At 49.4% G+C, this 22,192-nt stretch carries 20 protein-coding genes, 2 tRNA genes, 1 pseudogene and 1 riboswitch; of the genes and pseudogenes, 13 read left to right on the top strand and 10 right to left on the bottom strand.

The features are described from left to right. The first annotated feature begins 283 nt into the window (after nt 1–283). From ACZ5N7_RS11325 to ACZ5N7_RS11315, 3 genes are all read left to right on the top strand, one after another. Nucleotides 284–1,708, top strand: a complete 1,425-nt coding sequence (locus tag ACZ5N7_RS11325) for an NAD-dependent malic enzyme (protein ID WP_464654279.1) — start codon at nt 284–286, stop codon at nt 1,706–1,708. A 220-nt stretch (nt 1,709–1,928) separates the two neighbouring features. After that, on the top strand, nt 1,929–2,717 hold the full coding sequence (locus ACZ5N7_RS11320) for an arylamine N-acetyltransferase family protein (protein ID WP_464654278.1): 789 nt from the start codon (nt 1,929–1,931) through the stop codon (nt 2,715–2,717). Between the two features lie 160 nt (nt 2,718–2,877). Then, the gene (locus ACZ5N7_RS11315; protein ID WP_464654277.1) at nt 2,878–3,276 is read left to right on the top strand and encodes a transposase; all 399 of its coding nucleotides are present in this window, start codon (nt 2,878–2,880) and stop codon (nt 3,274–3,276) included. A 636-nt stretch (nt 3,277–3,912) separates the two neighbouring features. Here ACZ5N7_RS11315 and ACZ5N7_RS11310 read toward each other — a convergent pair. The 3 genes from ACZ5N7_RS11310 to ACZ5N7_RS11300 form a co-directional block, all read right to left on the bottom strand. Beyond that, nucleotides 3,913–5,145, bottom strand: a complete 1,233-nt coding sequence (locus ACZ5N7_RS11310) for an aminopeptidase (RefSeq protein ID WP_464654276.1) — start codon at nt 5,143–5,145, stop codon at nt 3,913–3,915. 73 nt (nt 5,146–5,218) lie between these two features. After that, nucleotides 5,219–6,289 (bottom strand): AI-2E family transporter, encoded by a 1,071-nt coding sequence (locus ACZ5N7_RS11305; protein WP_464654275.1) that lies wholly within the window; start codon nt 6,287–6,289, stop codon nt 5,219–5,221. Between the two features lie 219 nt (nt 6,290–6,508). Then, complete coding sequence (locus ACZ5N7_RS11300) at nt 6,509–7,894, bottom strand: stalk domain-containing protein (protein ID WP_464654274.1); 1,386 nt, start codon at nt 7,892–7,894, stop codon at nt 6,509–6,511. Between the two features lie 633 nt (nt 7,895–8,527). On the opposite strand from ACZ5N7_RS11300, the gene ACZ5N7_RS11295 reads away from it, so the two are divergent. The 3 genes from ACZ5N7_RS11295 to ACZ5N7_RS11285 all read left to right on the top strand — a co-directional run bounded on the left by ACZ5N7_RS11295 (nt 8,528) and on the right by ACZ5N7_RS11285 (nt 9,350). After that, nucleotides 8,528–8,827 (top strand): CD3324 family protein, encoded by a 300-nt coding sequence (locus ACZ5N7_RS11295; RefSeq protein WP_464654273.1) that lies wholly within the window; start codon nt 8,528–8,530, stop codon nt 8,825–8,827. A 4-nt stretch (nt 8,828–8,831) separates the two neighbouring features. Continuing rightward, nucleotides 8,832–8,990, top strand: a complete 159-nt coding sequence (locus ACZ5N7_RS11290) for a hypothetical protein (protein ID WP_464654272.1) — start codon at nt 8,832–8,834, stop codon at nt 8,988–8,990. A gap of 156 nt (nt 8,991–9,146) precedes the next feature. Beyond that, a complete protein-coding gene (locus ACZ5N7_RS11285) occupies nt 9,147–9,350 on the top strand; it encodes an ArsR/SmtB family transcription factor (protein ID WP_464654271.1) in 204 nt (67 codons plus the stop codon). Nucleotides 9,351–9,733: 383 nt separating this feature from the next. Here the strand turns inward: ACZ5N7_RS11285 and ACZ5N7_RS11280 are convergent. From ACZ5N7_RS11280 to ACZ5N7_RS11270, 3 genes and pseudogenes are all read right to left on the bottom strand, one after another. After that, a pseudogene (locus tag ACZ5N7_RS11280) lies at nt 9,734–9,859 on the bottom strand (PhzF family phenazine biosynthesis protein); the annotation flags it as partial. A gap of 12 nt (nt 9,860–9,871) precedes the next feature. Then, nucleotides 9,872–10,909, bottom strand: a complete 1,038-nt coding sequence (locus ACZ5N7_RS11275; protein WP_464654270.1) for a ribonucleotide-diphosphate reductase subunit beta — start codon at nt 10,907–10,909, stop codon at nt 9,872–9,874. Nucleotides 10,910–11,032: 123 nt separating this feature from the next. Then, a complete protein-coding gene (locus ACZ5N7_RS11270; RefSeq protein WP_464654269.1) occupies nt 11,033–13,258 on the bottom strand; it encodes a ribonucleoside-diphosphate reductase subunit alpha in 2,226 nt (741 codons plus the stop codon). Nucleotides 13,259–13,421: 163 nt separating this feature from the next. Then, nucleotides 13,422–13,637, bottom strand: a riboswitch (cobalamin riboswitch). A gap of 220 nt (nt 13,638–13,857) precedes the next feature. On the opposite strand from ACZ5N7_RS11270, the gene ACZ5N7_RS11265 reads away from it, so the two are divergent. After that, complete coding sequence (locus ACZ5N7_RS11265; protein WP_464654268.1) at nt 13,858–14,271, top strand: DUF2203 domain-containing protein; 414 nt, start codon at nt 13,858–13,860, stop codon at nt 14,269–14,271. A 61-nt stretch (nt 14,272–14,332) separates the two neighbouring features. Here ACZ5N7_RS11265 and ACZ5N7_RS11260 read toward each other — a convergent pair whose 3' ends face one another. Next, a complete protein-coding gene (locus tag ACZ5N7_RS11260; protein WP_464654267.1) occupies nt 14,333–14,716 on the bottom strand; it encodes a winged helix-turn-helix transcriptional regulator in 384 nt (127 codons plus the stop codon). Nucleotides 14,717–14,896: 180 nt separating this feature from the next. Between ACZ5N7_RS11260 and ACZ5N7_RS11255 the strand changes: the two genes are divergently transcribed. Then, nucleotides 14,897–15,532: an FMN-dependent NADH-azoreductase gene (locus ACZ5N7_RS11255; RefSeq protein ID WP_464654266.1), complete on the top strand. Its 636-nt coding sequence runs from the start codon at nt 14,897–14,899 to the stop codon at nt 15,530–15,532. A 134-nt stretch (nt 15,533–15,666) separates the two neighbouring features. On the opposite strand, the gene ACZ5N7_RS11250 is transcribed toward ACZ5N7_RS11255, so the two are convergent. After that, nucleotides 15,667–16,602, bottom strand: a complete 936-nt coding sequence (locus ACZ5N7_RS11250; protein ID WP_464654265.1) for an aldo/keto reductase — start codon at nt 16,600–16,602, stop codon at nt 15,667–15,669. A gap of 184 nt (nt 16,603–16,786) precedes the next feature. On the opposite strand from ACZ5N7_RS11250, the gene lepB reads away from it, so the two are divergent. The 3 genes from lepB (at nt 16,787) to ACZ5N7_RS11235 (ending at nt 17,556) form a co-directional block, all read left to right on the top strand. Beyond that, the gene (gene lepB / locus ACZ5N7_RS11245) at nt 16,787–17,320 is read left to right on the top strand and encodes a signal peptidase I (protein WP_464654264.1); all 534 of its coding nucleotides are present in this window, start codon (nt 16,787–16,789) and stop codon (nt 17,318–17,320) included. Nucleotides 17,321–17,396: 76 nt separating this feature from the next. Beyond that, a tRNA-Pro gene (locus tag ACZ5N7_RS11240) sits at nt 17,397–17,473 on the top strand. Between the two features lie 9 nt (nt 17,474–17,482). Beyond that, a tRNA-Gly gene (locus ACZ5N7_RS11235) sits at nt 17,483–17,556 on the top strand. Nucleotides 17,557–18,685: 1,129 nt separating this feature from the next. Here the strand turns inward: ACZ5N7_RS11235 and ACZ5N7_RS11230 are convergent. Further along, a complete protein-coding gene (locus tag ACZ5N7_RS11230; protein WP_464654263.1) occupies nt 18,686–18,946 on the bottom strand; it encodes a hypothetical protein in 261 nt (86 codons plus the stop codon). Between the two features lie 273 nt (nt 18,947–19,219). Between ACZ5N7_RS11230 and ACZ5N7_RS11225 the strand changes: the two genes are divergently transcribed. Together ACZ5N7_RS11225 and ACZ5N7_RS11220 are read left to right on the top strand one after the other, a co-directional pair. Continuing rightward, the gene (locus ACZ5N7_RS11225; protein ID WP_464654262.1) at nt 19,220–20,356 is read left to right on the top strand and encodes an NADH-dependent flavin oxidoreductase; all 1,137 of its coding nucleotides are present in this window, start codon (nt 19,220–19,222) and stop codon (nt 20,354–20,356) included. 606 nt (nt 20,357–20,962) lie between these two features. After that, nucleotides 20,963–21,487: a CBO0543 family protein gene (locus ACZ5N7_RS11220; RefSeq protein ID WP_464654261.1), complete on the top strand. Its 525-nt coding sequence runs from the start codon at nt 20,963–20,965 to the stop codon at nt 21,485–21,487. Between the two features lie 64 nt (nt 21,488–21,551). Here the strand turns inward: ACZ5N7_RS11220 and ACZ5N7_RS11215 are convergent, their stop codons facing one another. Next, nucleotides 21,552–22,094 (bottom strand): DUF3231 family protein, encoded by a 543-nt coding sequence (locus tag ACZ5N7_RS11215; protein WP_464654260.1) that lies wholly within the window; start codon nt 22,092–22,094, stop codon nt 21,552–21,554. Between the last annotated feature and the right edge of the window lie 98 nt (nt 22,095–22,192).

Raw genomic sequence — 22,192 nt, 5'->3', positions numbered from 1 at the left:
CCCGCTGTCTGTGAGAAGGCAGCGGGCCTTTGCTTTTTTACAGCCGGAAAATGTAGAAAGATCAAAGTCGCTTCGCCAAATCGTTATATGGAGAGAGTTAGCCTGAAAAGCATGAGCGCCTGGTGATAAGTCCTTTTAACAGGTGCACTAAAATTATTCTATCATGGCGTCTATTGATTAATTGATCAAAATGAACAAAAATAACAATATGGACAAATCCTTCACAGCAGATGTTGAAAGCGATAACATGAAGCAAAGTAAGCATTCTAGGAGGTATATTCGTATGGCAATGCCGGCAGGCGCAGGAACGAGCGTAGTAATCCGTTTGGAGCTGGATAAGGAACTGGGGTCCTTTGGCCAGATTGCGACAGCCATTGGAGAATCGGGCGGAGATATCGTGGCCGTCGATATGACCAGACCGGGCAAGAAGACGACTGTACAGGACGTGACTGTGAACGTAGCCGATACGACACAGGGGGATTTGATTGTCACCGCTTTGAACAAGCTTTCCGGAGTCAATGTCCTGCAGGTATCGGACCAGACATTCCTGCTGCACTTAGGCGGCAAGATTGAAGTCACACCGAAGATGCCGATCAAAAACCGGGATGATCTTTCCCGTGTGTACACTCCTGGCGTAGCCAGGGTATGTATGGCGATCCATGAGAAGCCTTCCCGCGCCCATACTTTGACCATCAAAAGAAACACGGTAGCCGTCATCTCGGACGGAAGCGCGGTGCTGGGCCTGGGAAATATCGGGCCGCTTGGGGCGATGCCGGTGATGGAAGGAAAGGCCATGCTGTTCAAGCAGCTGGCGGGCGTCGATGCGTTTCCCGTCTGTCTCGACACACAGGATACGGAAGAAATTATCCGTACCATCAAAGCGATTGCCCCGACTTTTGGAGGGATTAATCTGGAGGACATTTCCTCTCCGCGCTGCTTTGAAATCGAGCGGAGGCTGGTGGAGGAGCTGGACATCCCGGTGTTCCACGACGACCAGCACGGCACGGCGGTTGTCCTGCTCGCCGGGTTGCTGAATGCGACCAAGCTCGTCGGCAAAAAACTGGAGAACTGCAAGGTCGTTCTTTGCGGTATTGGAGCGGCGGGCATCGCCTGCACCAAAATTCTGCTAGCTGCCGGAGTAAAGAATATAATCGGGGTTGACCGTGAGGGGGCGCTGGTCGGCGGACATGATTATCCGCACGAAGCTTGGCAGTGGTATGCCAACAATACGAACCCGAACAAGGAAGAGGGCATGCTGTCCGATGTGATCGAGGGCGCCGACATTTTTATCGGCGTATCGGGACCGGGAGTACTCAAGGTGGACGCGGTCAAGAAAATGGCCGAGGACGCCATAGTATTCGCGATGGCTAATCCCAATCCGGAGATCTCGCCGGAGGATGCGGAAGGCTATGTCCGCGTAATGGCAACAGGCCGGTCCGATTATCCGAACCAGATCAACAACGTGCTGTGCTTCCCTGGCTTGTTCCGCGGGGTTCTCGACTGCCGGGCGTCCCGCGTGACGGAATCGATGAAGCTTGCGGCGGCAAAAGCCATCGCGTCTGTTGTAACCGACGATGAGCTGAACGAGCAGTACATTATTCCGAGCGTATTCAACCAGACGGTGAGCGAGAAGGTAAGACGAGCGGTCATGAAAGCCGCCCATGCCGATGGAGTCGCAAGACGCCGCGAAGTGCCCGAGGAGAAGTAGTATACTGCAAGAGACTTGACCAATAGAAAAAGCACAACGGGAGAAAGGTTATCCTGTTGTGCTTTTTCTATTTAAGGAAAGATTAGCGGAACGTCATACCTCATGCTTGCCTCATATTACATTTAACGCCGATTGTTTCAAATCACGTTCTGTCTCTAACAAAAAAAGGGAATTGGAAAGCGCTTCACGAATACATTTACTTTATTGTAAAGGAGTGGGTATGATGAAGGATTCGCATAAAGATCTAAAACCCGAGGTATGCGCTTATCTGGAGCGTATAGGTTATGAAGGCCCGCTGGACGGCAGTGCCGAAGCGCTTGCCCGGCTGCAGGAACGACATCTTCACATCGTGCCCTATGAGAACCTGGATATTCTTCGCAGGGATCCGCTTTCGCTTGAGATTCCGCACCTCCACGAAAAAATCGTTGTCCGCCGCCGAGGAGGCTACTGCTTCGAACTGAACGCCCTGTTTGGCTGGCTGCTGCGGGAGCTTGGCTATCCCGTGACGGATTTGATGGCCCGCTTTTGGCGTGACGAGCCCAATCCTCCGCCCAAAAGGCGCCATCAGGTCTTAAAGGTCAAGGCCGGGGACGCTTATTACTTGGCGGATGTTGGTGTAGGCGGCATAGTCCCGCGCAGGCCGATCCGAATGGTCGAGGGGCTGGAGCATCAGCAGGGAGACGAGTGTTATCGTTTGGAGCGCGACCCTGACTTCGGCTGGATGCTGTGTGAGCTGAGGCATGGGGAGTGGAGCCGGCTTTACTCCTTTACCGAAGAGCCGCAGCTGCCAAAGGACTTTATTATGGCCACCTATTGGTGTGAGAACTCGCCGGACTCCATTTTTGCCAAAGCTGCCATGGCCGCCATCCGCACTCAAGACGGGCGCTGCTCTTTGGCAGGTAGGGAATTTCGCATTTTCACCCCCGATGGTGTACAAACCTTTGTCCCGCAGACGGAAGAGGAGTACCAGGAGGCGCTAAACAGTTATTTCGGTATAATAATCAATTAAACAGCTGTCTCCATAGAAACGTACTTTTGTACATTGTTCCGGGTAAGGTAAGTGCAAAATGCAGCTAGAATAAAAAGTGGACACAACGTTAAGTGACCCAGGATAATATACTTAACAACGAAAGAGGTGTCCATGATGGGAGAGCAGCGCCAGCGATACAATGAGGAATTATCTGCATGATCGGATGGCCACACCTCTAGTTCAAGACGACCTAGAAGCCGCCTACGATGGGAAGAAGCCGGGTAAGGGGCTGATCCATCACTCCGACCGCGGCTCACAGTATGCGTCCAAAGATTACCGGGATAAGTTAGAAGTTTACTGCATGAAGGCCAGTATGAGCCGTAAAGGGAACTGTTACGACAACGCATGCATTGAATCATGGCACAGCATCTTGAAGAAAGAGCTCATCTACTGCACGAAATTTAAGACCAAGCAACAGGCTTACAATGCCATCTATCGGTATATTGAATTTTTCTACAACCGCAAACGAATCCACAGTGCGATCGGCTATTTATCACCAGTTCATTTTGCTGCATGCTTTAAGAAGAAGACAGCTTAGCTTTTTTGTCCACTATCTTGACAGAGGTCCAAAACGATTCTAAATTTGAAAAACCTATCAGAGTAATAACGGATTTACAGGGTGCTATTTCCTCTTGCACTTAACACTTGGGAGCAATAGCGGATTTCCAAGTATCTATTCGGGTGTTTGGACTCCCTGGTAGGAGATCACTGAGCGAATAAGAACTCCAAACGGCGTTAACAGGTGAAATGGCACAGAAGGAAACAAAATAGCGCCGTAAAAATCCCTTATAGCAATCAATAGACCATATAGCGAGGGCGGGGGCAGCAGCAGGGAAGCAAAAACTAACAAACTACAGTATCAAACTGCTGTGCGTCAACGGACAAATAAACACCTTCCCGCAACGCAAGCAGCGACGCCGTGGAGGTGTTGCAGTTTCTGCAACGCAAGCAGCGACGCCGTGGAGGTGTTGCAGTTTCTGCAACGCAAACAGCGACGCCGTGGAGGTGTTGCTGTTTCTGCAACGCAAACAGCGACGCTGTGGAGGTGTTGTAGTTCCTGCAACGCAAGCAACGACGCTGTGGAGGTGTTGTAGTTCCTGCAACGCAAGCAGCGACGCCAAGAAGCTGTTGCACCTCCCAGCAACGCAAGCAGCGTACACGCGAGGCGTCCCGTTTAAAATGCCCAGTTCCCTTTGCGGAATACAGGCTCGCTTTGGCCGTCTTCGCGGATTCCATCGATGTCCATTTCCGCGGATCCGATCATAAAATCGACATGCGTCAGACTTTCGTTCAGTCCATGCTCGGACAGCTCCTCCCGGCTCATCGTTTTACCGCCTTCCAGGCAGAACGCGTAGGAGTTACCGATGGCAAGGTGGTTGGAGGCATTCTCATCGAACAGCGTATTGAAAAAAATAAGATTGGTGTCCGAGATGGGCGATTTGTGCGGCACGAGGGCAGCTTCGCCTAAATAATGCGAGCCTTCATCCGTTTCCACAAGGCTTTTCAGGTTTTCGTATCCCTTCTCGGCTTGAAAGTCAACGATGCGTCCGTCTTTAAAGGTGAAAGAGAAGTTCTCTATCAGATTTCCGCGGTAACTCAGCGGTTTAGTGCTGGCCACGGTACCGTTGACGCCTGTTTTCAGCGGAGTGGTGAACACTTCTTCCGTCGGCATATTCGCTACAAACGGCGCTCCCTGCGCATTGACGCTTCCTCCGCTCACCCAGATGTGGCCCTTGGGCAGCTCAACCTTCAAGTCCGTGCCCGGGGCGCGGTAGTGCAGAAGCTTGTACCTTCTTTCATTGAGGCGGTCGGCCTTGCTGTCCAGAGTATTCGTGTGCTCCTTCCAGGCCTCGACCGGATTCTCCAAATCTGCACGGATCGCGCGGAAAATCGCATCCCAAAGCGCGCCGACGCGCAGCTTTTCTTCCACTTCAGGGAACACTTTATCCGCCCATTCTTTCGAGGGCACCGCTACAATCGACCAGCTGACTTTGTCTGACATGGTATAGCTTCGAAACTGCTGCATCGCGGTGCTCGAAGCTTTGCTTGCGTCGGCTATGCGCTGCGGCTCAATTCCTTTCAGAAGGTCCGGATTGTCCGCGATAATCCATAAAAACGCCGCATTATTGGCCGCCATCTCCTCCCAGCCTTTTGCCCGCCACATCGGGTATTCCTTAAAAGCTTCGCTCGGAGCCAGTTCAAATTTGATGCGCGTGACCTCGTCGTCAAACCAATCCACAAGTACAGTCTTTGCGCCGGCTTCATACGCTTTCTTAACGGTCTTTCGCACAAAATCTGCCGCCAGAAGCGGGGCCGTCACGACTAAAGTCTGTCCAGGCTGGACATTTACGCCGACTTCAATGGCCAGAGCCGCGTATTTATCCATTTTTTCATTAAAATTATTCATAGGTTCCTCCTGAAATGGTTGATAACCTTATTTTACCGCTTTTTAACAATATAAGACCAGGGATTTATTGTTATCAATCATACCGAAAAATAAACAACCGGTTCACGTGCAGAATAATGATTTTTAAAACCATATAGACCGGGATTACAAGAATGATGCCCATAATACCGGCCACATCGCCGGCAGCCAGCAGCAGCAGAATGATCGTCAACGGATGGATATCCATTCGCTTTCCGTAAATGTGCGGGGACAGGAAATTTCCGTCAATTTGCTGGGCGGCGAGAATGACGATAAGCACCCACATCACCATCGAGGGAGACTGGGTAAAGGCCACGATAAGGCTGGGGATAGCGCCGATAATCGGACCGATAAACGGGATCAGGTTCAAGATCATGAGCACCACGGCGAGGAGCAGGGAATACGGGAGGTGGATCAGCATGAAGCCGACGTAAACCATAACCCCAAGCAAAAAACAAATCGCGATCCTGCTGATAATATAGGCGCTTAACGCATCATCGATCTCATCCAGCATCTCCTTCGCCACCTGCTTGTATTTCCCAGGGAACCACTTGAGGATCGAAGCGGCGAATTTATTGGAGTCCGTGAGCATGTAGTAGACGATAATCGGAACCGTAGTAACGATAATGACAATCCCGGTCACCACAGAAAAGAGGCGCGAGACATAATCCGTAGCCGCGTTGATGCCCTTGTTCAAGTAATCGGACATTTTGGAGGGGACGTCAAGCCCGTTCTTGGCGATATAAGCGGAAACAAACCGGTTCGTCTGCACGATTTCCAGCTGTGTGTTAAAGCCTTCTATCATTTGCGGAATATTTTTAATAAAAGCCTGGACTTGCGTCTGCAGCATGGGTCCGAACACGATAGAAAACACAGTCCAGATACCGCCCACCACAAAATAAATCAGCAGGATCGCGTACGACCTCTTCAGATTTTTCCCGGCAAGGTAGTTGACAAGCGGCCTCAGCAGATAAAAAAAGAACCCTGACAGCATGAGAGGAACGAGCAGTACTTTGATCATCATGACGAAGGGTTGCAGCAGAAAACTGATCTTGGTGGTCAAATAAACCATCAGCAGGAACAAAATAATGCCGTAGCTTATTCTGTAGTATTTGCCTTGGGGCATAAGCGATCAACTCCCTAGGGCTCAATAATATATATGTATGGATTGTTACTAACCTTTTTGTATTGTGGATGAAACACCTTACAAACATACATTTAACATTAATGCGGTCCGGAGCGCGGCAACAAAAAAACGGCACCCCATCAAAGGAGCGCCGCCAGTACGGTTTTTAACCTCTAATTCGCGGTCGCTCATCCTTGAATGGCTTCGATAGAGGTTTTCTTACAAATTAAAAAAGCGGACGGAATAATTTATTTTTACCGGATTGGTTTCAATATCGTAAATTCCGGTTAATGTTACTGTATAAGAGTCATTATCCTTGAGAGCGGGCAGATTCTGCGGACGAAAGATGATGCAGTACGGCACGCCGTACCCGTCGTTATTGACGTTAAAGTAGTTGCCGTTCTGGCTGACGGTGCTGTCCTGCGAGCTTAGGGACCAGACCCTTTTGTCGGAATCCCGTGTGATCTGCACCTGAACATTGGAGGCCACCGGCTTCTTGTATTTCTTCGGGTTAAGCGAGATCGACCAAGGATCCTCCGAGGCAAAATGCTGCAAAGGGAAGAATCCTTTATTCGGCCAAGCGATATAATCGAAATCAACCGTCTCGGCACGGCTCTTGTCAAAAACCTGCATAGCGGAATAATAGCTCGGATAATTGCTGTATGTTCCCGCGGAGAAGCCGAATCCAACGTTCTTCAACTGCGGATTCAGAATCCAGCGGCGGTGGCCGACGCGGTCGATATTGGACTGGTCTTCATCCTTCATATACATCTTGACGGTGTCCTCCGCTTTTGCTCCGCCAAAGGCGATGTTGCTGCTGGATGTGGACTTGTAGCCGATTTTATAGAAAGCGTCGTTCATTCCGGCTGGCTTCGAAGGAGTGTGCGACAGCCTGCCAAAAGCGGATAATAACACCGCGCCGTATTGGGCTTGTTCGTTCAGCGAGCTGTCCTGCTGAAGGTCAGCGGGCAATCCGGCCAGGTAACGCATATAGTTCGCCATCTTCACACCGTCGTTGACAAAGTCGGGATTGATCACTCCCGGAGAGGCCGATGAAACCGAAGGCTCGGTGATAAAGGTTCCTCCCGTGTTAGTGGGGGCGAACTCCATGCTCTTCTGCCTGATTTCTTCTTTCGTTCTGCCTTCCAGAATCTCATCTTTCGAAATATATACGGATCGGCTGTCGTTGTTCCAGCCTACATACATGCCTAAGGATTCGCTCACAAATCGCAGTGGGACCATCGTGCTGGAATTAATCAGCTGGGCTTCCTGCTCCAGACTGACATTGCCGCCGCCTACCATGGCCAGCTTGGAGCCGATCTGCAGTTTCACCTGCTTGCCGTTCCTGGTTCCGGTGACGGTGCGCGTTGAGTCGTTCCAGTCCACCTTGGCACCTAGCGCTTCGAATAAAGCGCGAAAGGGAACCATGGTAGATCCGTTCACAATAACAGGCTTCTGGTCAAAATACTGCTCTTCTCCGTTGAGAAACACGGTGATCGGTTTCAGGGCGGGGGCTGCAGAAGCTTTGTTCACGGGGAGCAAGGGGGGACAAGAGGCTGCGAAAATCAGCAGGGCCGCAACAGAGGATATTACTTTTTTATTCAACAACAACGCTCCTAAACTATTTTATTTTGTTATTCCATATTATGCTATTCCACACAAAGGATTCGTATCCTTCTTTCTTTTTGTGGGGGACGTGAGAAAATTTTTGGACAGAATGATTATAACGATTCTTTCACTTGAGGCGGTACCCCGCAATATGAGTTAATATAAGCAAGCCGGCCGGCCCAGTTCAAGGAAAGGAGCTGATCTGTAAAATGATTTCATACGTTGAGGTGGTGGCTGCTTAAAGGCAGCCTAAGTCGGGGGTCTTCGGATCCCCGATCTATAAATCATTGAATTGCCTCGTGAATGTGTAGTATACTGGAAAAGTAATGGAAAATAAATCCGGGTGAAAGGAGTGTTTTACAATGCAAATTGTTACCGCACAAAACTTCAATGAGGTGCTTAATCTTTAACTGAATAGCATTTGTAAAACCCACCGGAACCTGTTTATACATAGTAGAACGCGCAGGCACGATGTGGATTCGTGTTTTTTTTGCTGCTTTATGGCGGCTGCCGGGTCCGTGCGTGAACTGAGAGTGCTTTTACAAGTGGCTACGAGGTACTAAGATGAAAGCGCCCAAGGAATCGTTAGAACTAGAGAATGCCCAAACGAGCCTTAGGAGGTTTTCATCCATGAGTTATAAGAATGGGAAAGATATTCTCCCTCCGAATTTGCTGAAGCAGCTTCAGAACTACATCCAGGGAGAGATTATCTATGTACCCAAGAAAGAGCAGAAACGCGCAGGCTGGGGCGAGAATAACGGGACGCGCGTTTTGATCGAACGAAGAAATAAAGAGATTTATCGATTATACAGCAATGGGGCCAGTGTACGTGAGCTTATGCAGCATTTCCATCTGTCCGAGGACAGCATCCGCAAAATCATAGTGAAGACGAGAACCAGCGAGAAAGTGGCGCAGGAAATCGGGAGATAAAACAGTGACCATCGTCGCTGTTTTTTCTTTGATAAAAGCTATGTTAAACTTTGTTGTTGGTTCATTGAACGGGCAGAATAGCTATAATCGTTTATTAAAGTTTGAAATACATACGGTTACTCATCAAGTAACAGGAAAAGCTGACTCTAATCTGATTTCATAGATGTACATATCAGATTTAACTGGAATTTGTCCATATGATTCGGCACGTTGACCATGCAGGAGACATTTTCCGCAACATTAACTGGAGCTTTTTCCAGCAAAAGGATCCTAAAGAGCACATCCGGGCAAGATTAGCAGGATCTTTTCCTTTTCTTCATTGAGTCAGCCAGGCGTTTCTAAGCATCTTCGAATATTGCGCGAAGCTGGCTTAGTCAGGATTAGCAAGGAGTCACAGAAGCACATTTACCATCTGCATGCAGAGCCGCTAGCAGAAATTGATCATTGGCTAGAGTGGTCGTTCTATGGACTTTCCAAGAGGTGGAATGGCAAAGATGGCATGAGCAGTATGTTGAAGCAGTGAAACAGATACAAAACTAGTAACGGTGAAACAGGATCAGAAAAGTTTTTATCAGAAATTCTTAATAAAGACTTATTCCTGACCTATGCTCCTAATATGAAGATTACCACTGGGGTTATCAAAAGATAAGAATGGATCACGGGCATCCTGCAGTACCACCGAATGATGGTAAATAACTTGATGCCCGCATGCCCAGGTGCGGGGTGGAAGTACACCGGCCGCCTTTGATTATGCGATGTTATTTCACCGATCGTCTACAACAGGAAGCCTTCTGACACGGGAACGACTTTCCCTCCGACACGGACGTCAATGCCCTCCGCCGATTCCTCGGCTTGCAGCTCAAGCAGCGAGGGCCGGTTGATTTCGTACCCCTGCTCCACTTTCAGCCGGATATGATGCTGGCCGAGGAGGGTCGGATGGCTCGCAAATGGCAGCTCATTCTGCGGAGTGAATATACGGACGTCGTACCCGCCGTCCCGCTTTTTATCCGACAGAATAAAAGTCGTCTCCGAGCGCACGGCGAATTAAAGGTCGTCCCAGTCCAGGTTGGAGGATTTGCTGTAGTTGGTTACCTTTTGCTCGAAAAAATCGGTCTTGATCCCGTTCATGTTGCTGAAGCTTTCCACCCACCGCATCGGATGCTCCACCACCTCAGGATAGAGCACTTCAAGCCCGAGCTTGCGCAGACGTTCATTGGACAAATATTTGATGTACAGGTCGATGATTTCATTGCTTAGCCCATTGATCGCGTTGCGGGTAATATACTGCCCCCATTCGATTTCGTGCTCGACCGCGGTTTTCATCATCCCCCGCAAATCCTCGATCAGATCATCGGTGAACAGCTCGGGGTTCTCCTTGCGGATCTCCCGGAATATGTTTTGGAAGAGTGCCAGATGGGTAAGTTCGTCCCGCTGGATATACTTGATTTCTGACACGGTGCCGAGCATTTTGCCCTGACGGCCCAAGGCGTAGAAGAAGGAGAAGCCGCTGTAGAAATACACGCCTTCCAATATGTAGTTCGCCATGATCGTGCGGATCAGGTTGGAAACGGAAGAATCCTCAATGAACCGCTCGTACAGATCGGTGATGAAACGGTTGCGCTTCAACAGATGCCGGTCGTTGCGCCATTCGTTGTATATCCTGTCGCGCATCTCCGCAGAGCAGACACTGTCGAGAATGTAGGAGTAGCTTTGGCTGTGTACCGCCTCTTGGAACGTCTGCACCGTCAAGCACAAATTTACTTCCGGAGCGGTGATGAATTCGTTGATATTCGGCAGGTTCGCGGTCTGCAGGGAGTCCAGAAAGATGAGAAACGAGATGATTTTATCATAGCTTTGGCGTTCCTCCTCCGACAGCAGCCTGTAATCCTTGGCGTCCTGCGCCAGCGGGATTTCCTCTGGAATCCAGAAGTTGTTCATCATCGTGCGGTACATTTTGGTGGCCCATTCGTATTTCACATTGTTAAGCTCGATCAAATTCGTCGTATTCCCGCCGATCATCCGGCGTTTGCCCCAATCCCGGTCGCCGTCCTCATTAAAAAGCTTCTTTTTCTGCAGTTCCATGTATTGATCATTCCTTCCTTGTGTAAAATAGCAGGCTGTTATCCGATTAGCTGAGCGTAATTTTTAACACGTGAAGTCGCGGGAGCAACCGAGCGCAGCGCCGGCGGCCCGCCCTCAGTGTGGCTATGCCGAGCAGCTGACGCAGTCTTCGACTTCAAGACTTTTGTTCCGGCAGTAGTACACGGTCTTCAAGCCGTTTTCCCACGCCGACATGTACAGCTCCAGAAATTCCTTGGCGGTGATTTCCGGCGTAATGTACAGGTTGAACGACTGCGACTGGTCGATATGCTTCTGCCGCTTGCCGGCCGCAAGGATGCTCCACTGCTGGTCGATGCGGTGCGCCTCCTTGTAGTACCACGTGGTGTCTTCGTTCAAATTCGGCGCCGTCTGCGGAATGACCGCATTTTTCTTTTCTTCCACAAAGAATTTGTTGAAGATGGGGTCGATCCCCGCCGTGGAACCCGCAATCAGCGAAGTAGAGGCAGTAGGGGCGATGGCAAACATCCAGGCGTTGCGCACGCCGTGCCTTGCGACCTGTTCCTTCAGCTCCAGCCACTCGGGACTGTCGTAGCCTCTGCGCTCGAAGAACGCCCCCGTCTGCCATTCGCTGCCTTCGAACTCGGGATATGCGCCTTTTTCCCCGGCTATTTCCATAGAAGCTTGAATCGCGCAGTAGGCGATCCATTCGTATGTTTCATCCGCATGCTCCAGATGCTGCCCAGATTCCCACAGGATCCTGTGCGTAGCCAGCATTTGATGATAGCCGCTCGTTCCGAGGCCGACAGCCCGGTATTTTTTATTCGTAATTTCCGCCTGCGGGATCGGGTAATAATTGAGATCGATGACATTGTCCATCATCCGCATCTGAATGCGTACGACCCGCGCTATATCCTCTTTGGTCAAGGTCCGCCCGAGATTTGTCGAGGAGAGATTGCATACGACGTAATCGCCGCTTTTTATCTTGGTCGTAATGATTCCGTCCTCGTGCACGCTTTGGATCAACTCGGTGGGGCTCATGTTCTGGCAAATTTCCGTGCACAGGTTGGAGCAGTAGATCATGCCCGCGTGCTTGTTCGGATTGTCCCGGTTGACGGTGTCGCGGAAGAACAGGAACGGCGAACCCGTCTCAAAAGCCGAGGACATAATCTTCTTCATGATGTCGATGGCGGGAATTTCGTCTTTTGACAGGGAAGGGTCTTCCACGCATTCTTCGTACCGGCGTTCGAACTCGTCCCCCCAGCTGTCCTCGATGGAATAGCCTTTCACGCTGCGCGCCTCATGCGGGTCGAACAGGTGCCAAACGCCGCGCTCGCGCACTTTACGCATAAACAGATCCGGTATGCACACGCCGGGGAAAATATCGTGCGCTTTCATCCGGTCGTCGCCGTTGTTCGTTTTCAGATTCAGGAAATCCATAATGTCCTTGTGCCACACATCGAGGTAAACGGCAGCAGCGCCTGAACGAACCCCAAGCTGATCTACGGCCAGGGCCGTGTTGTTGTAGTTTTTGATCCACGGGACGACACCGCCGGCGACATTTTTGTAGCCCCGGATGCTGGAGCCTCTGCTGCGCACTTTGCCCACGTAAATGCCCATCCCGCCTCCATGCTTGGACACCTGCGCGAAGCTCTGGTCTACATGGTAGATGCCCCAGAGATTGTCCGGCACGGTATCGATAAAGCACGAAGACAGCTGGTGGTGCGGCTTGCGGGCGTTGGACAGCGTAGGTGTCGCCACGGTCATTTCCAGCCGGCTCATTACGTCATAGAACTGCTTGGCCCAGCGGACCGGCTCCCGTTCCATCATCGCCAAATGCATGGCCGCCCCCATGAACAGTTCCTGCGGAAGCTCCATAATCTCCTTGTTCGCTCCCTTGATCAAGTATCGGTCGCCGAGCGTCTTCACACCGATGTAATTGAACAGGCAATCCCGCTCCGGCCGGATGTAATCTCCAAGCTCCCGGATTTGCTCTTCGGTGTAATGCTTCAGAATATACGTCCCGTAAAGATTGGTCCCCGTGAGTCGGACGATCAGCTCATAAAAGTCACCATAGCCAAAATGCTCGTACCCCCTGTTCACCCCCGCTTCCTTGTACAGGTCGTAAACATATAGCTTCGCGGCCACAAACTGCCAGTCCGGCGTTTCCATGCTCGTCTTCTCCGCGGCGACCTGAATCAGCAGCCGTTGGATTTCCTTGGTCGTAATCCCGTTGCGGAATAAAGGCAAAAGCGCGGTTTCAAGCTCCAGCGGATCGCAGTCCGGATAGCCTTCACAGGCGAAATCAATCACCTTCTTCATCTTGGAAAAAATCAGTTCTTCCGCTTGCCCGTTGCGTTTTACGATTTCCACAGCCAACACTCCCTTATGTAAAATGAAAAATCCAGCGGCCCCCGGCTTTAGCGCGACTCACCCTGCCTTAACGCTAAAAAAGCGTCCCCCGGAAGGAACGCCAATAAGTTCAACGCGAGCATAACGCTTGCGATGAACACCTGCCTATTCTCCGTAGGTTTAATCGGTGCTGTCAGAAAAGGCAGGTCTCCTGGCTTCAGAGTACAGCGCCCAAGCAAGCCTTCCCGACGCAAACGATAGCGGTCAGTGGCATGTCTTACCCGGGCTTCTCTGTTACAGTGGCGGGACCGCACCGGCTTTCAACCGGTTTCCCTATTAAACCAACCATATTCTACCAATCCTCTAAAATATGGCAGGTACCTTTTCCCACAATATGTAGTTGGTTTATCCAAAGATACATCAATATATAGGAGGTTGTCAATCTTTTTGCCTGAGGTTTTTCACATTCGGTATCTTGTGGTAAGTTAATAGAGAAATCGATTTTCCTATGAAGGACACACTCATACATAGGGCTACACCAAGTGATACCAGCAGCACCCTGCGTTGGGAATACACTCCGGCATCTGATACTATAAAAAATAAAAGGGAGGAATAAATTCATGCCAAAAAAACTGTTCACTTTGGAAGAAGCCAATTCCTTACTGCCTTTACTGAACAAGGAATTGGAGTCGTTGCGGCAGTTAAAGCAGGAGTTTGAATCCAAGTACTATGAACTGCATAATATAAAGGATTTTCATAAACAAATGGGACCGACCGAGCAGGATCCCTATTTCCGAATGGAGTGCGAGCTGGAGTTTCTGCAGATTGAAGTGAAAATGCACAGCGAGTACATTTATGAGAAAGGCGCGGAGTTAAAAGATATCGAGCATGGCTTGGTGGATTTTCCGGCGATGCTGGACGGACGCGAGGTACTGCTTTGCTGGAAGCATGGGGAAGAAAGCATTTCGCATTATCACGAAAGATACGAGGGATTTCAATTCCGCAAGCCGCTGAAGCACGTCGACAAGGAATAGAAGAGAGCCCCTTTCTCTCGTAAATGGAGAGGGGCGATGTCGTTTCTAGGAGCTTGACTGCTTACTTGCTGCTAGCGCGGTCAGTAGCGGGCCGGTCCGTGAAAGCATTCTGTCTGCACTCTCCGTGCTTTGGTCCGGCCGGGTCCTCCCACTGCAACGACCATTTGCGGATTTCTTCAATGACAGGCTCTAGAGCGAGGCCTTTCTCAGTCAGCATATATTCCACTCGAACAGGTACTTCGGGATACATTTTGCGGTCAATGAACCCTAGAGCTTCAAGCTCTTTGAGCCGTTCGGACAGAATTTTGCCGCTGATCTGCAGCGAATTCTCAATTTCGGAAAAACGAAGCGGGCCCCGGAGCAATTTATGAATTACGATAATAACCCATCTCTTGCTGAGCAATTCCATGGCGTTAACGATTGGACAATATTCATTGCTGGTCATAACACTTCACCCCATAAAGGTAAATGCAGAATAGTTTTCTTCTTTTCTTCATTATACACGATGCACAAAAAAATTACTTGACAATTTTAAATGCATATTGTAAATTAACTTACATAAAGTAACCTAATATAATTTGATTATTATGTTTCAAAAAGGAACATCTCAGAGGAGCGTGTACGAGTGGCAACTGTATTAATGATTACTGCAAACCCGAAACCGGCAGGAGCGTCTTTTTCCCTCACCGTGGCGGAGGAGTTCAAGAAGACTTACAAGCAGCAGAACCCTGCGGACGAGATCGTTGAGTTGGATGTGTACCATATGGATCTTCCGCTCTATGACGAGGATGTGTTCAGCGGGTTCGGCAAATTGACGGCACAAACTCCGTTTGGCGAGCTGACTGCGGCGGAGCAGCAAAAAATCGGGCGTTTGAACGAAATCGTCGATCAGTTCGTGGCGGCGGATAAATATATATTCGTGACTCCATTCTGGAATTTCGGCCTGCCTCCGATGATGAAAGCGTACATCGATGCCGTCTCGGTTGTAGGCAAAACCTTCAAATACACTGAGAACGGCTCTGTCGGCCTGTTGGCGGGCAAACCTGCCGTCCATATCCAGGCGCGCGGGGGCTTTTACAGCGAAGGTCCCGCAGCAGCGGCAGAGCATGGCGATTCTTACCTGCAAACCGTGTTCGCGTTCTACGGCCTGGAAGCTCAGCCTTCCATTATCATTGAGGGCGTTGCCGTACTGAGAGACCAAGTGGATTCGTTAAAGGAAAGTGCCATCATGAAAGCAAGAGAAGCAGCGCTGGCGTTCTGATAGGAGCGTAAGAAATAAAGTGCGGAGCCCCGGCCTGTCGGGCTCTGCACTTTTTTGTGTCAGAACGTGATCTGCAGTTGTAGAGAGAGTTCTCCGGGTGGTCCCCTTAAAGCAGTCGGAATAACTGCGAAGCATCAATCGCTTAATGGGGCGTCTTTCCAAGCCTGTGGATGGTTGTCGCTCAAAAGCTCAGTCGCCGCGGCATTGGCTCTGACCTGCTGCGGATCCTTGCACCCCGGAATGACTGTGGTCACCGCGGGATGCTTCAAGCACCAGGCAAGCGCCCATTTGGCCATATCCATGCCTTCGGGCACCTCTGTGCGGCGAATGTCCTCGGCTTCCCGCAATCTCCGCTCGGTTTCTTCCCGCTGTCTGTTGCTGCGGACGTCATTATCCGGAAATATGGTGCCCGGCTTATATTTTCCGGTTAAATAACCGCTTGCCAGAGGGACTCTTGCCAGGACTCCCAGATCCTGCTCCATGCACGAAGGGAACACTTCCGCTTCCGGCTGGCGGTCCATACGGTTATACACGACCTGAATCGCTTTGGCGTTTACGGCATTCGCCCTTTGCGTTTGATATATGTTGTCATTTGCGCCGATGGAAATGCCCAGATGGCGGATTTTGCCCGCCTGCACCTGTTTATCCAGCGCTGTCCACAATTCGTCGTTGTCAAAAGCGTCATCCGGTCCAGAGTGGAACTGGTACAGATCGACTAAGTCCGTACGGAGCGCTTTCAGCGAAGCCTCCAGCTGGCCGATGACTTCCTCTGCCGACCAATGGCCTGTCCGGTCCTGGTAGCCGTGGAAACGGTGGCCGAACTTGGTGGCGACGACCCAATCCTCGCGTTTTCGGCGCTGCAAAAAATCACCGATGAAACCTTCGGAAATATGGTCCCCGTAGCACTCCGCCGTATCGATAAGATTGATTCCGAGCTCCTGCGCGGTATCCAGGATTTCATCCACTTCGGACTGCATATAGTCGCGGCCCCATTCGCCGCCGTACTGCCAGGTACCCACTCCTACGACCGACACCTTGATGCCTGTACTGCCGAGCCTGCGGTATTTCATGAACGCCACTCTCCCCATGATAGAATCCATCTCATCTATGTTACCGCCTTGGCAGACGGGTTGTCAAAAAATAGGAACAGGCGAAGGAGCTCACGAGAGTTTGTTTGACTTTTCACGTTGTTTTAATGTTCGTGCAGTATCCTTGCGTTATACTGTTTAAAAAATATCGGGGAGGAACCTCGGAATGAAGAAGTGGGCAAAGGAGTGGCTTCCCAGCATCGCCATAGCCATTATCGTCTCGTTTACGTTTAACACTTATGTGGCACAGGGAATGAAGGTGATGTCCGGCTCCATGGAGCCGACCATAGCGGTGAACGACCGCCTGTTTGTAGAGAAAGTGGAACCTGCGTCGCAGTACGCTTTTGGGGATATCGTAGTGTTCTATCCGCCGGTGCCGGGGCAAGAAACGGAGCATTACGTCAAGAGATTGATCGGACTGCCGGGCGATACCATTGAAGTGAAGAACGGTACCCTTTACCGCAACGGAGCCGCTGTTCAGGAGCCCTATATGAAGGATAAAATCAACTACAGCTACGGGCCAGTCACTGTGCCGGAGAATCAATATTTCTTCCTGGGCGACAACCGCAATGACAGCCTGGATTCGCATCTGTGGAAGGACAAGGACGGCAACCCGGTTCCTTTCGTCGACAAAAGCCGTGTAATCGGGAAAGTCATGTTCCGCTATTACCCGCTGCCCGCGTTGGGCGGACTGAAATAGGAATAAATTAGTCATTGCAAAATGGACCGACGCGTGTTATATTATTTTTTGTCTCTAAGAGACACTATCAGGATAACGGGACGTAGCTCAGCTTGGTAGAGCACCTGGTTTGGGACCAGGGGGTCGCATGTTCGAATCGTGTCGTCCCGACCATCCGTTATTGCGGGTGTAGTTCAATGGTAGAACTTCAGCCTTCCAAGCTGGTAGCGTGGGTTCGATTCCCATCACCCGCTCCATACATACGCAATAGCCGAAACTCTTGTGCAGCAAGGGTTTTTTTTGTTGTTTATAAAGCCTTGTGTTCGGCCTGATAAAAGCCTATCATCATCCGCTTTTGGGGACAGGTTGGGGGACGAAAGTTTTTGCATTTTTTCTCGAGCCAGATCAACCGGTGACGGCGCATAATTTGATCCATAAGGGGCACAAGTTAAACCACCGTTTCACAAAAGGAGTGCATCATGACCGTCTTCCGCATCCTGCATTATCTCTGTAGCAAATGGTCGATGGGACTGAATCAATTCTCACGATCAAGCAGCACCCCCTTCGTTGTTACTTTAAACGAAATGTTGTTTCTCTCGGTGGACTAAAAATGTAAAATCTCTCGCCTGGTTGAATAGTGAGTGTTGATTCAGTGTCCAGTCTACGATGGATATAGAATAAATCATTTCTGGCCATGGCTAATTTGAGAATCCATCTCGACAAACATAGAAACGATGTGTTAACTGACTTGGCTGGCCGTTCCGGCCGAAAGAAATAGAGCGTCATTTTGAAGAATTGATCATAAGACGGCGATCTTGATGCGGAAAAAGTTATGTACAGAAGGCTGGCCGCTCCCTTCTTTGCGAGGCAATGGTGAAAGGGTTGTGTGCTGGCCCGTGGCATGCTGGATTGCTTTGATTAACAGGAAAATATGCTGACATTTGCTCAGTTTGATTGCCTTCCTATCCATATCCATGGAAAATCTCCCGTTAATTCACCCCATTCCGGCCAAATATTAGAATAACCGCTGATTTTGATGGAACTTTTCCAGTTAAATGCATCTCTAACCAAATCAGAGTCAAATTAAATGGAGAATTCCCTTTAATTTTTCCCATCCCGCGATTCTCCCGGCGCGTTGCCACACTGCACGGCAAGTGCTCAGACCGTAAAGCAGGGGAAAATCCGCTGAAGCTGAATCGATCCAACACAACTATAACGCAGGGGGCGCAAAGGTGATCTTCTGGATTGGAATAGAGGGGATTTGCCAAAAACAAGATCTCCCAGCGGATGAGTTAAACCAACATTTATCCACAGCCACCGAAAATCGTAATTTCCAATACAAGAATAAAGGAGCAGTGTTTTCGCTGCCCCCTTACAAAGAAACTATTAATTTCTTTGTAACAACGTATATCCACTGACATTTGACGTTTTTTTCTGGAATACCACTTTAAAACCAATATCATGGTCTAATAAGCAGTTTAAGGCATTGATGAGCAATCCATTGGGTACCAACTTAGACCTGCAGGGTTTAGCACTGCCAATAACACGAGCAGCAATAATCCTGCGTGCAGAACCGGGAACCAGAGGGTTTCTTGTCCAACTGATCAATACTAAATCAGGCTGATGAACAGCTTTGACATGAGCCATTCCGATCACCTCTTTCTATTTAGATTCTCTATATAAAATGCAAAGCAGATTTATAGTGTGCTAAACAAAAGCGGAATAATGAAACCGGTACTACAATTGGGATCGGCTCAATCTCCGCTGTACCCACAAGTTGATAATATAAATTGATACTATTATAATAATACTTAGTTTCTTAAAGAAAGTTTTGTAAGAATGTGCTTTAACATTGTTACATATTTTCCCTGTCTTAGAACATACTACAGGGGCCATAACACATTTGGAGGGGATACAGGTATGAACGCGAAATACAAGCCATTATTTGAAGAGATTGCCCTAAGAAGCGGTATTCAACTGAAAAATAGAATTGTTATGGCGCCGATGACCAACTGGTCATCCCATGAGGACGGCACGGTATCGGATGCTGAGGTCAACTACTACGTTCGCCGCTCGAGCGGTGCAGGTATGGTAATAACCGCATGTACATACGTCACTCGCAACGGTAAAGGTTTTGCCGGCGAATTCGGCGCTGATACCGATGATATGATTACAAGCCTGCGGCGCCTTGCCTCCGCGATTAAGGGGCAAGGAGCGAAGGCTCTTCTGCAAATTTTCCACGGTGGACGCATGTGTCCGCCACAGCTGGTTCCCGGTGGCGATGTCGTCAGTGCAAGCGATGTTCCTTCGGATCAGAACGGAAACGTCGTACCGAGACCGTTGACGGACGCGGAGATTGAAGCGATCGTTCGCGATTTCGGCGAGACGACGCGGCGGGCTATTGAAGCGGGCTTCGACGGTGTTGAAATTCACGGTGCCAATGGCTACTTGCTCCAGCAATTTTTCTCCCCGCATACGAACCGCCGAAACGACCGCTGGGGTGGGGACCTGAATAAGCGCCTGACGTTCCCGCTCGCTGTTGTGGATGAAGTGAAACGAGTCGTGGCGGCTCATGCGAATAAGCCGTTTGTGGTCGGGTATCGCTTCTCACCGGAGGAACCGGAAGAGAAAGGCATCACGATGGACGATACACTAAAGCTGGTTGATGTGCTCGCAGACAAGCAGCTGGATTACCTCCATGTCTCGTTAATGGACTTCCAGTCCAAGCCTAGAGTCGGGGCGGACGACAGCAAGTCGAGACTGGAATGGATTGTCGACACAGTCGCCAATCGGACGCTTGTGATCGGCGTCGGTTCGATTCATACGCCCGACGAGGCTTTACAGGCGCTGCAGACCGGTTCCGCTTTAGTTGCGCTGGGCCGCGAGCTGATCATGGAACCGGATTGGGTCGCTAAGGTTGCGGAAGGCCAGGAAGCCGGCATCGTGACGACGCTGAGTAAGCAAGATCAGCAGCGTCTAGTGATCCCGGACCCTCTCTGGCACGCGATTATGCGTGCGCCAGGTTGGTTTCCGGTAGTGGAGGGGGCGCACAAGTGAACATCGGTTTTATTGGTCTAGGCACTATGGGCAAGCCGATGGCGGGCCGATCTTGGTGTTGCTGCAAGGCTTGAGGACTCGCTGCGCTTGCCGCTTCCGTCCACCGCTTCCCTCAAGCAGGTGTTTCAGACGGCGTGCAACACCGGACTTAGCGAAGAAGATATGAGCTCTGTCTCCAAATGTTATGAGCAATGGGCAAATTTGTAAGTCGTTTATATTGCAAGCAACGCAAAACGGGGCCGCGCAGCGATGCGGGTCCCGTTTTGCGTTGCTTGGCAGCGCATGGACTCACGGTGAGAATGCTGAGCATCCCTCGGAGGGGGCTCAGTATATAACTTTTTTTAAGTTATCTCTTTTGCTGAGATAGTTGGAGAAGAGGTAAATCGCTGCGTAGATTGGAAATCAATAAATGTAATGCCAATGCTCAGGAACGTACTGTATTAAAGGGCAAAATGGCGGGGGGAAGGAACAAATTTTGTAGGGATAATACCGGAGCCTTAGCTGTTTCCAATGAAACCGAGCCATGTAGAGGAAAGCAAACATGATTAAAATACCTATTTTATGTAAATTATAAAGGTTATCTAACATTTAAAGGATGAAGTTTAAATGCATATCATTCTCAATGTATTATTCATATTAGCTGCTTGGAGGTGGGGGGATTGGAGGAACTGGAGAAAGTATTATCCCACTATTCTTTATCTTTTAATCGGCGATCTATTATATAATTTTCTATGTTATAATTATCCGCTTTGGAAGTTCAATGCTGTATCATTTGACAAGTTTATTTATTCAAATCATACCTTAATAACACTAGGAATTGATTTTATTAATTTTCCGGCTATTGTTTTGATGTATCTTGGAAATTACCCCAACGGGAAAATAAAGCCATTATTATATATTTTTGCATGGGTCTTATTTAACACAACGATTGAATTCACGAGCTTAACCACCATAAAAGGTATAGCACATTATAATGGTTGGGATATATGGTGGTCCATTTTATTGAACATTATTTTTTTTGTGATGCTGCGGGTGCATTATCTTCGTCCATTACTGGCATGGGTTATTTCTTTTGGAATTATTATATTATTTTGGTTATACTTTGGTTTGCCAATCCAGAATATGAAATGAAAATAAAAAGAAAGCTAGCTCCCGGCTGACTGACAACCGGGAGCTAGCTTTTTGAATACATAGATTAATGGGTCTGGTCATTCGGTTTGTAGTAGGGAGGGACCATCAGCCAGCCTTTCTTTTTCATTAAGTCTTTAAATGTTAACCCAAACGTCATTTTTACGGCTTGATACTTTGCAAACATCGCAGCGACATCCGGACGGACGGATTCGGTCATCCCCCGAGCGGCTGACATCATACCCACAACAAGGTTATAGGAGATAAGATTAGCCACCTCTTTGTCAGTCAAACGAGCGCCATCAGGGATGCTGCGGTAATCGCCGACCGGTTTTTGAGGAGTGGAGTCCGGCAGCGGCACACCTTCCATCCGCAGGAAATCAGTTAACTCAAGCACCATCGGCTTGTGTACATTATTGATGATATCTTCCAATTTATCCCTGAGGTCCTCATCTTGCACAATATTATATGAAATTTGGTCAGCCCGCAAAGTCTGTTCAGTGCCCGTCAGATAAAACCAAAGATTCATCACTTCTCCCACGTGCAGGGGAGGTTTCTCGCCATCGATAAACGGGCGAAACGCATCCTTGATTATCTCAAAAAAATTCATCCTTGCTCACCATCCCGACATTTTATATGGATATAGCGTGGCTTGTTTTATCGATTTTATCCATTTAACTCAGCAATGTTTTTCTGTATACAATTCCT

The sequence above is a fragment of the Paenibacillus sp. JCM 18996 genome (assembly GCF_055392555.1).
Note: the sequence above shows the minus strand (reverse complement) of the source record. Positions and strands in the feature narration are given on the sequence as shown.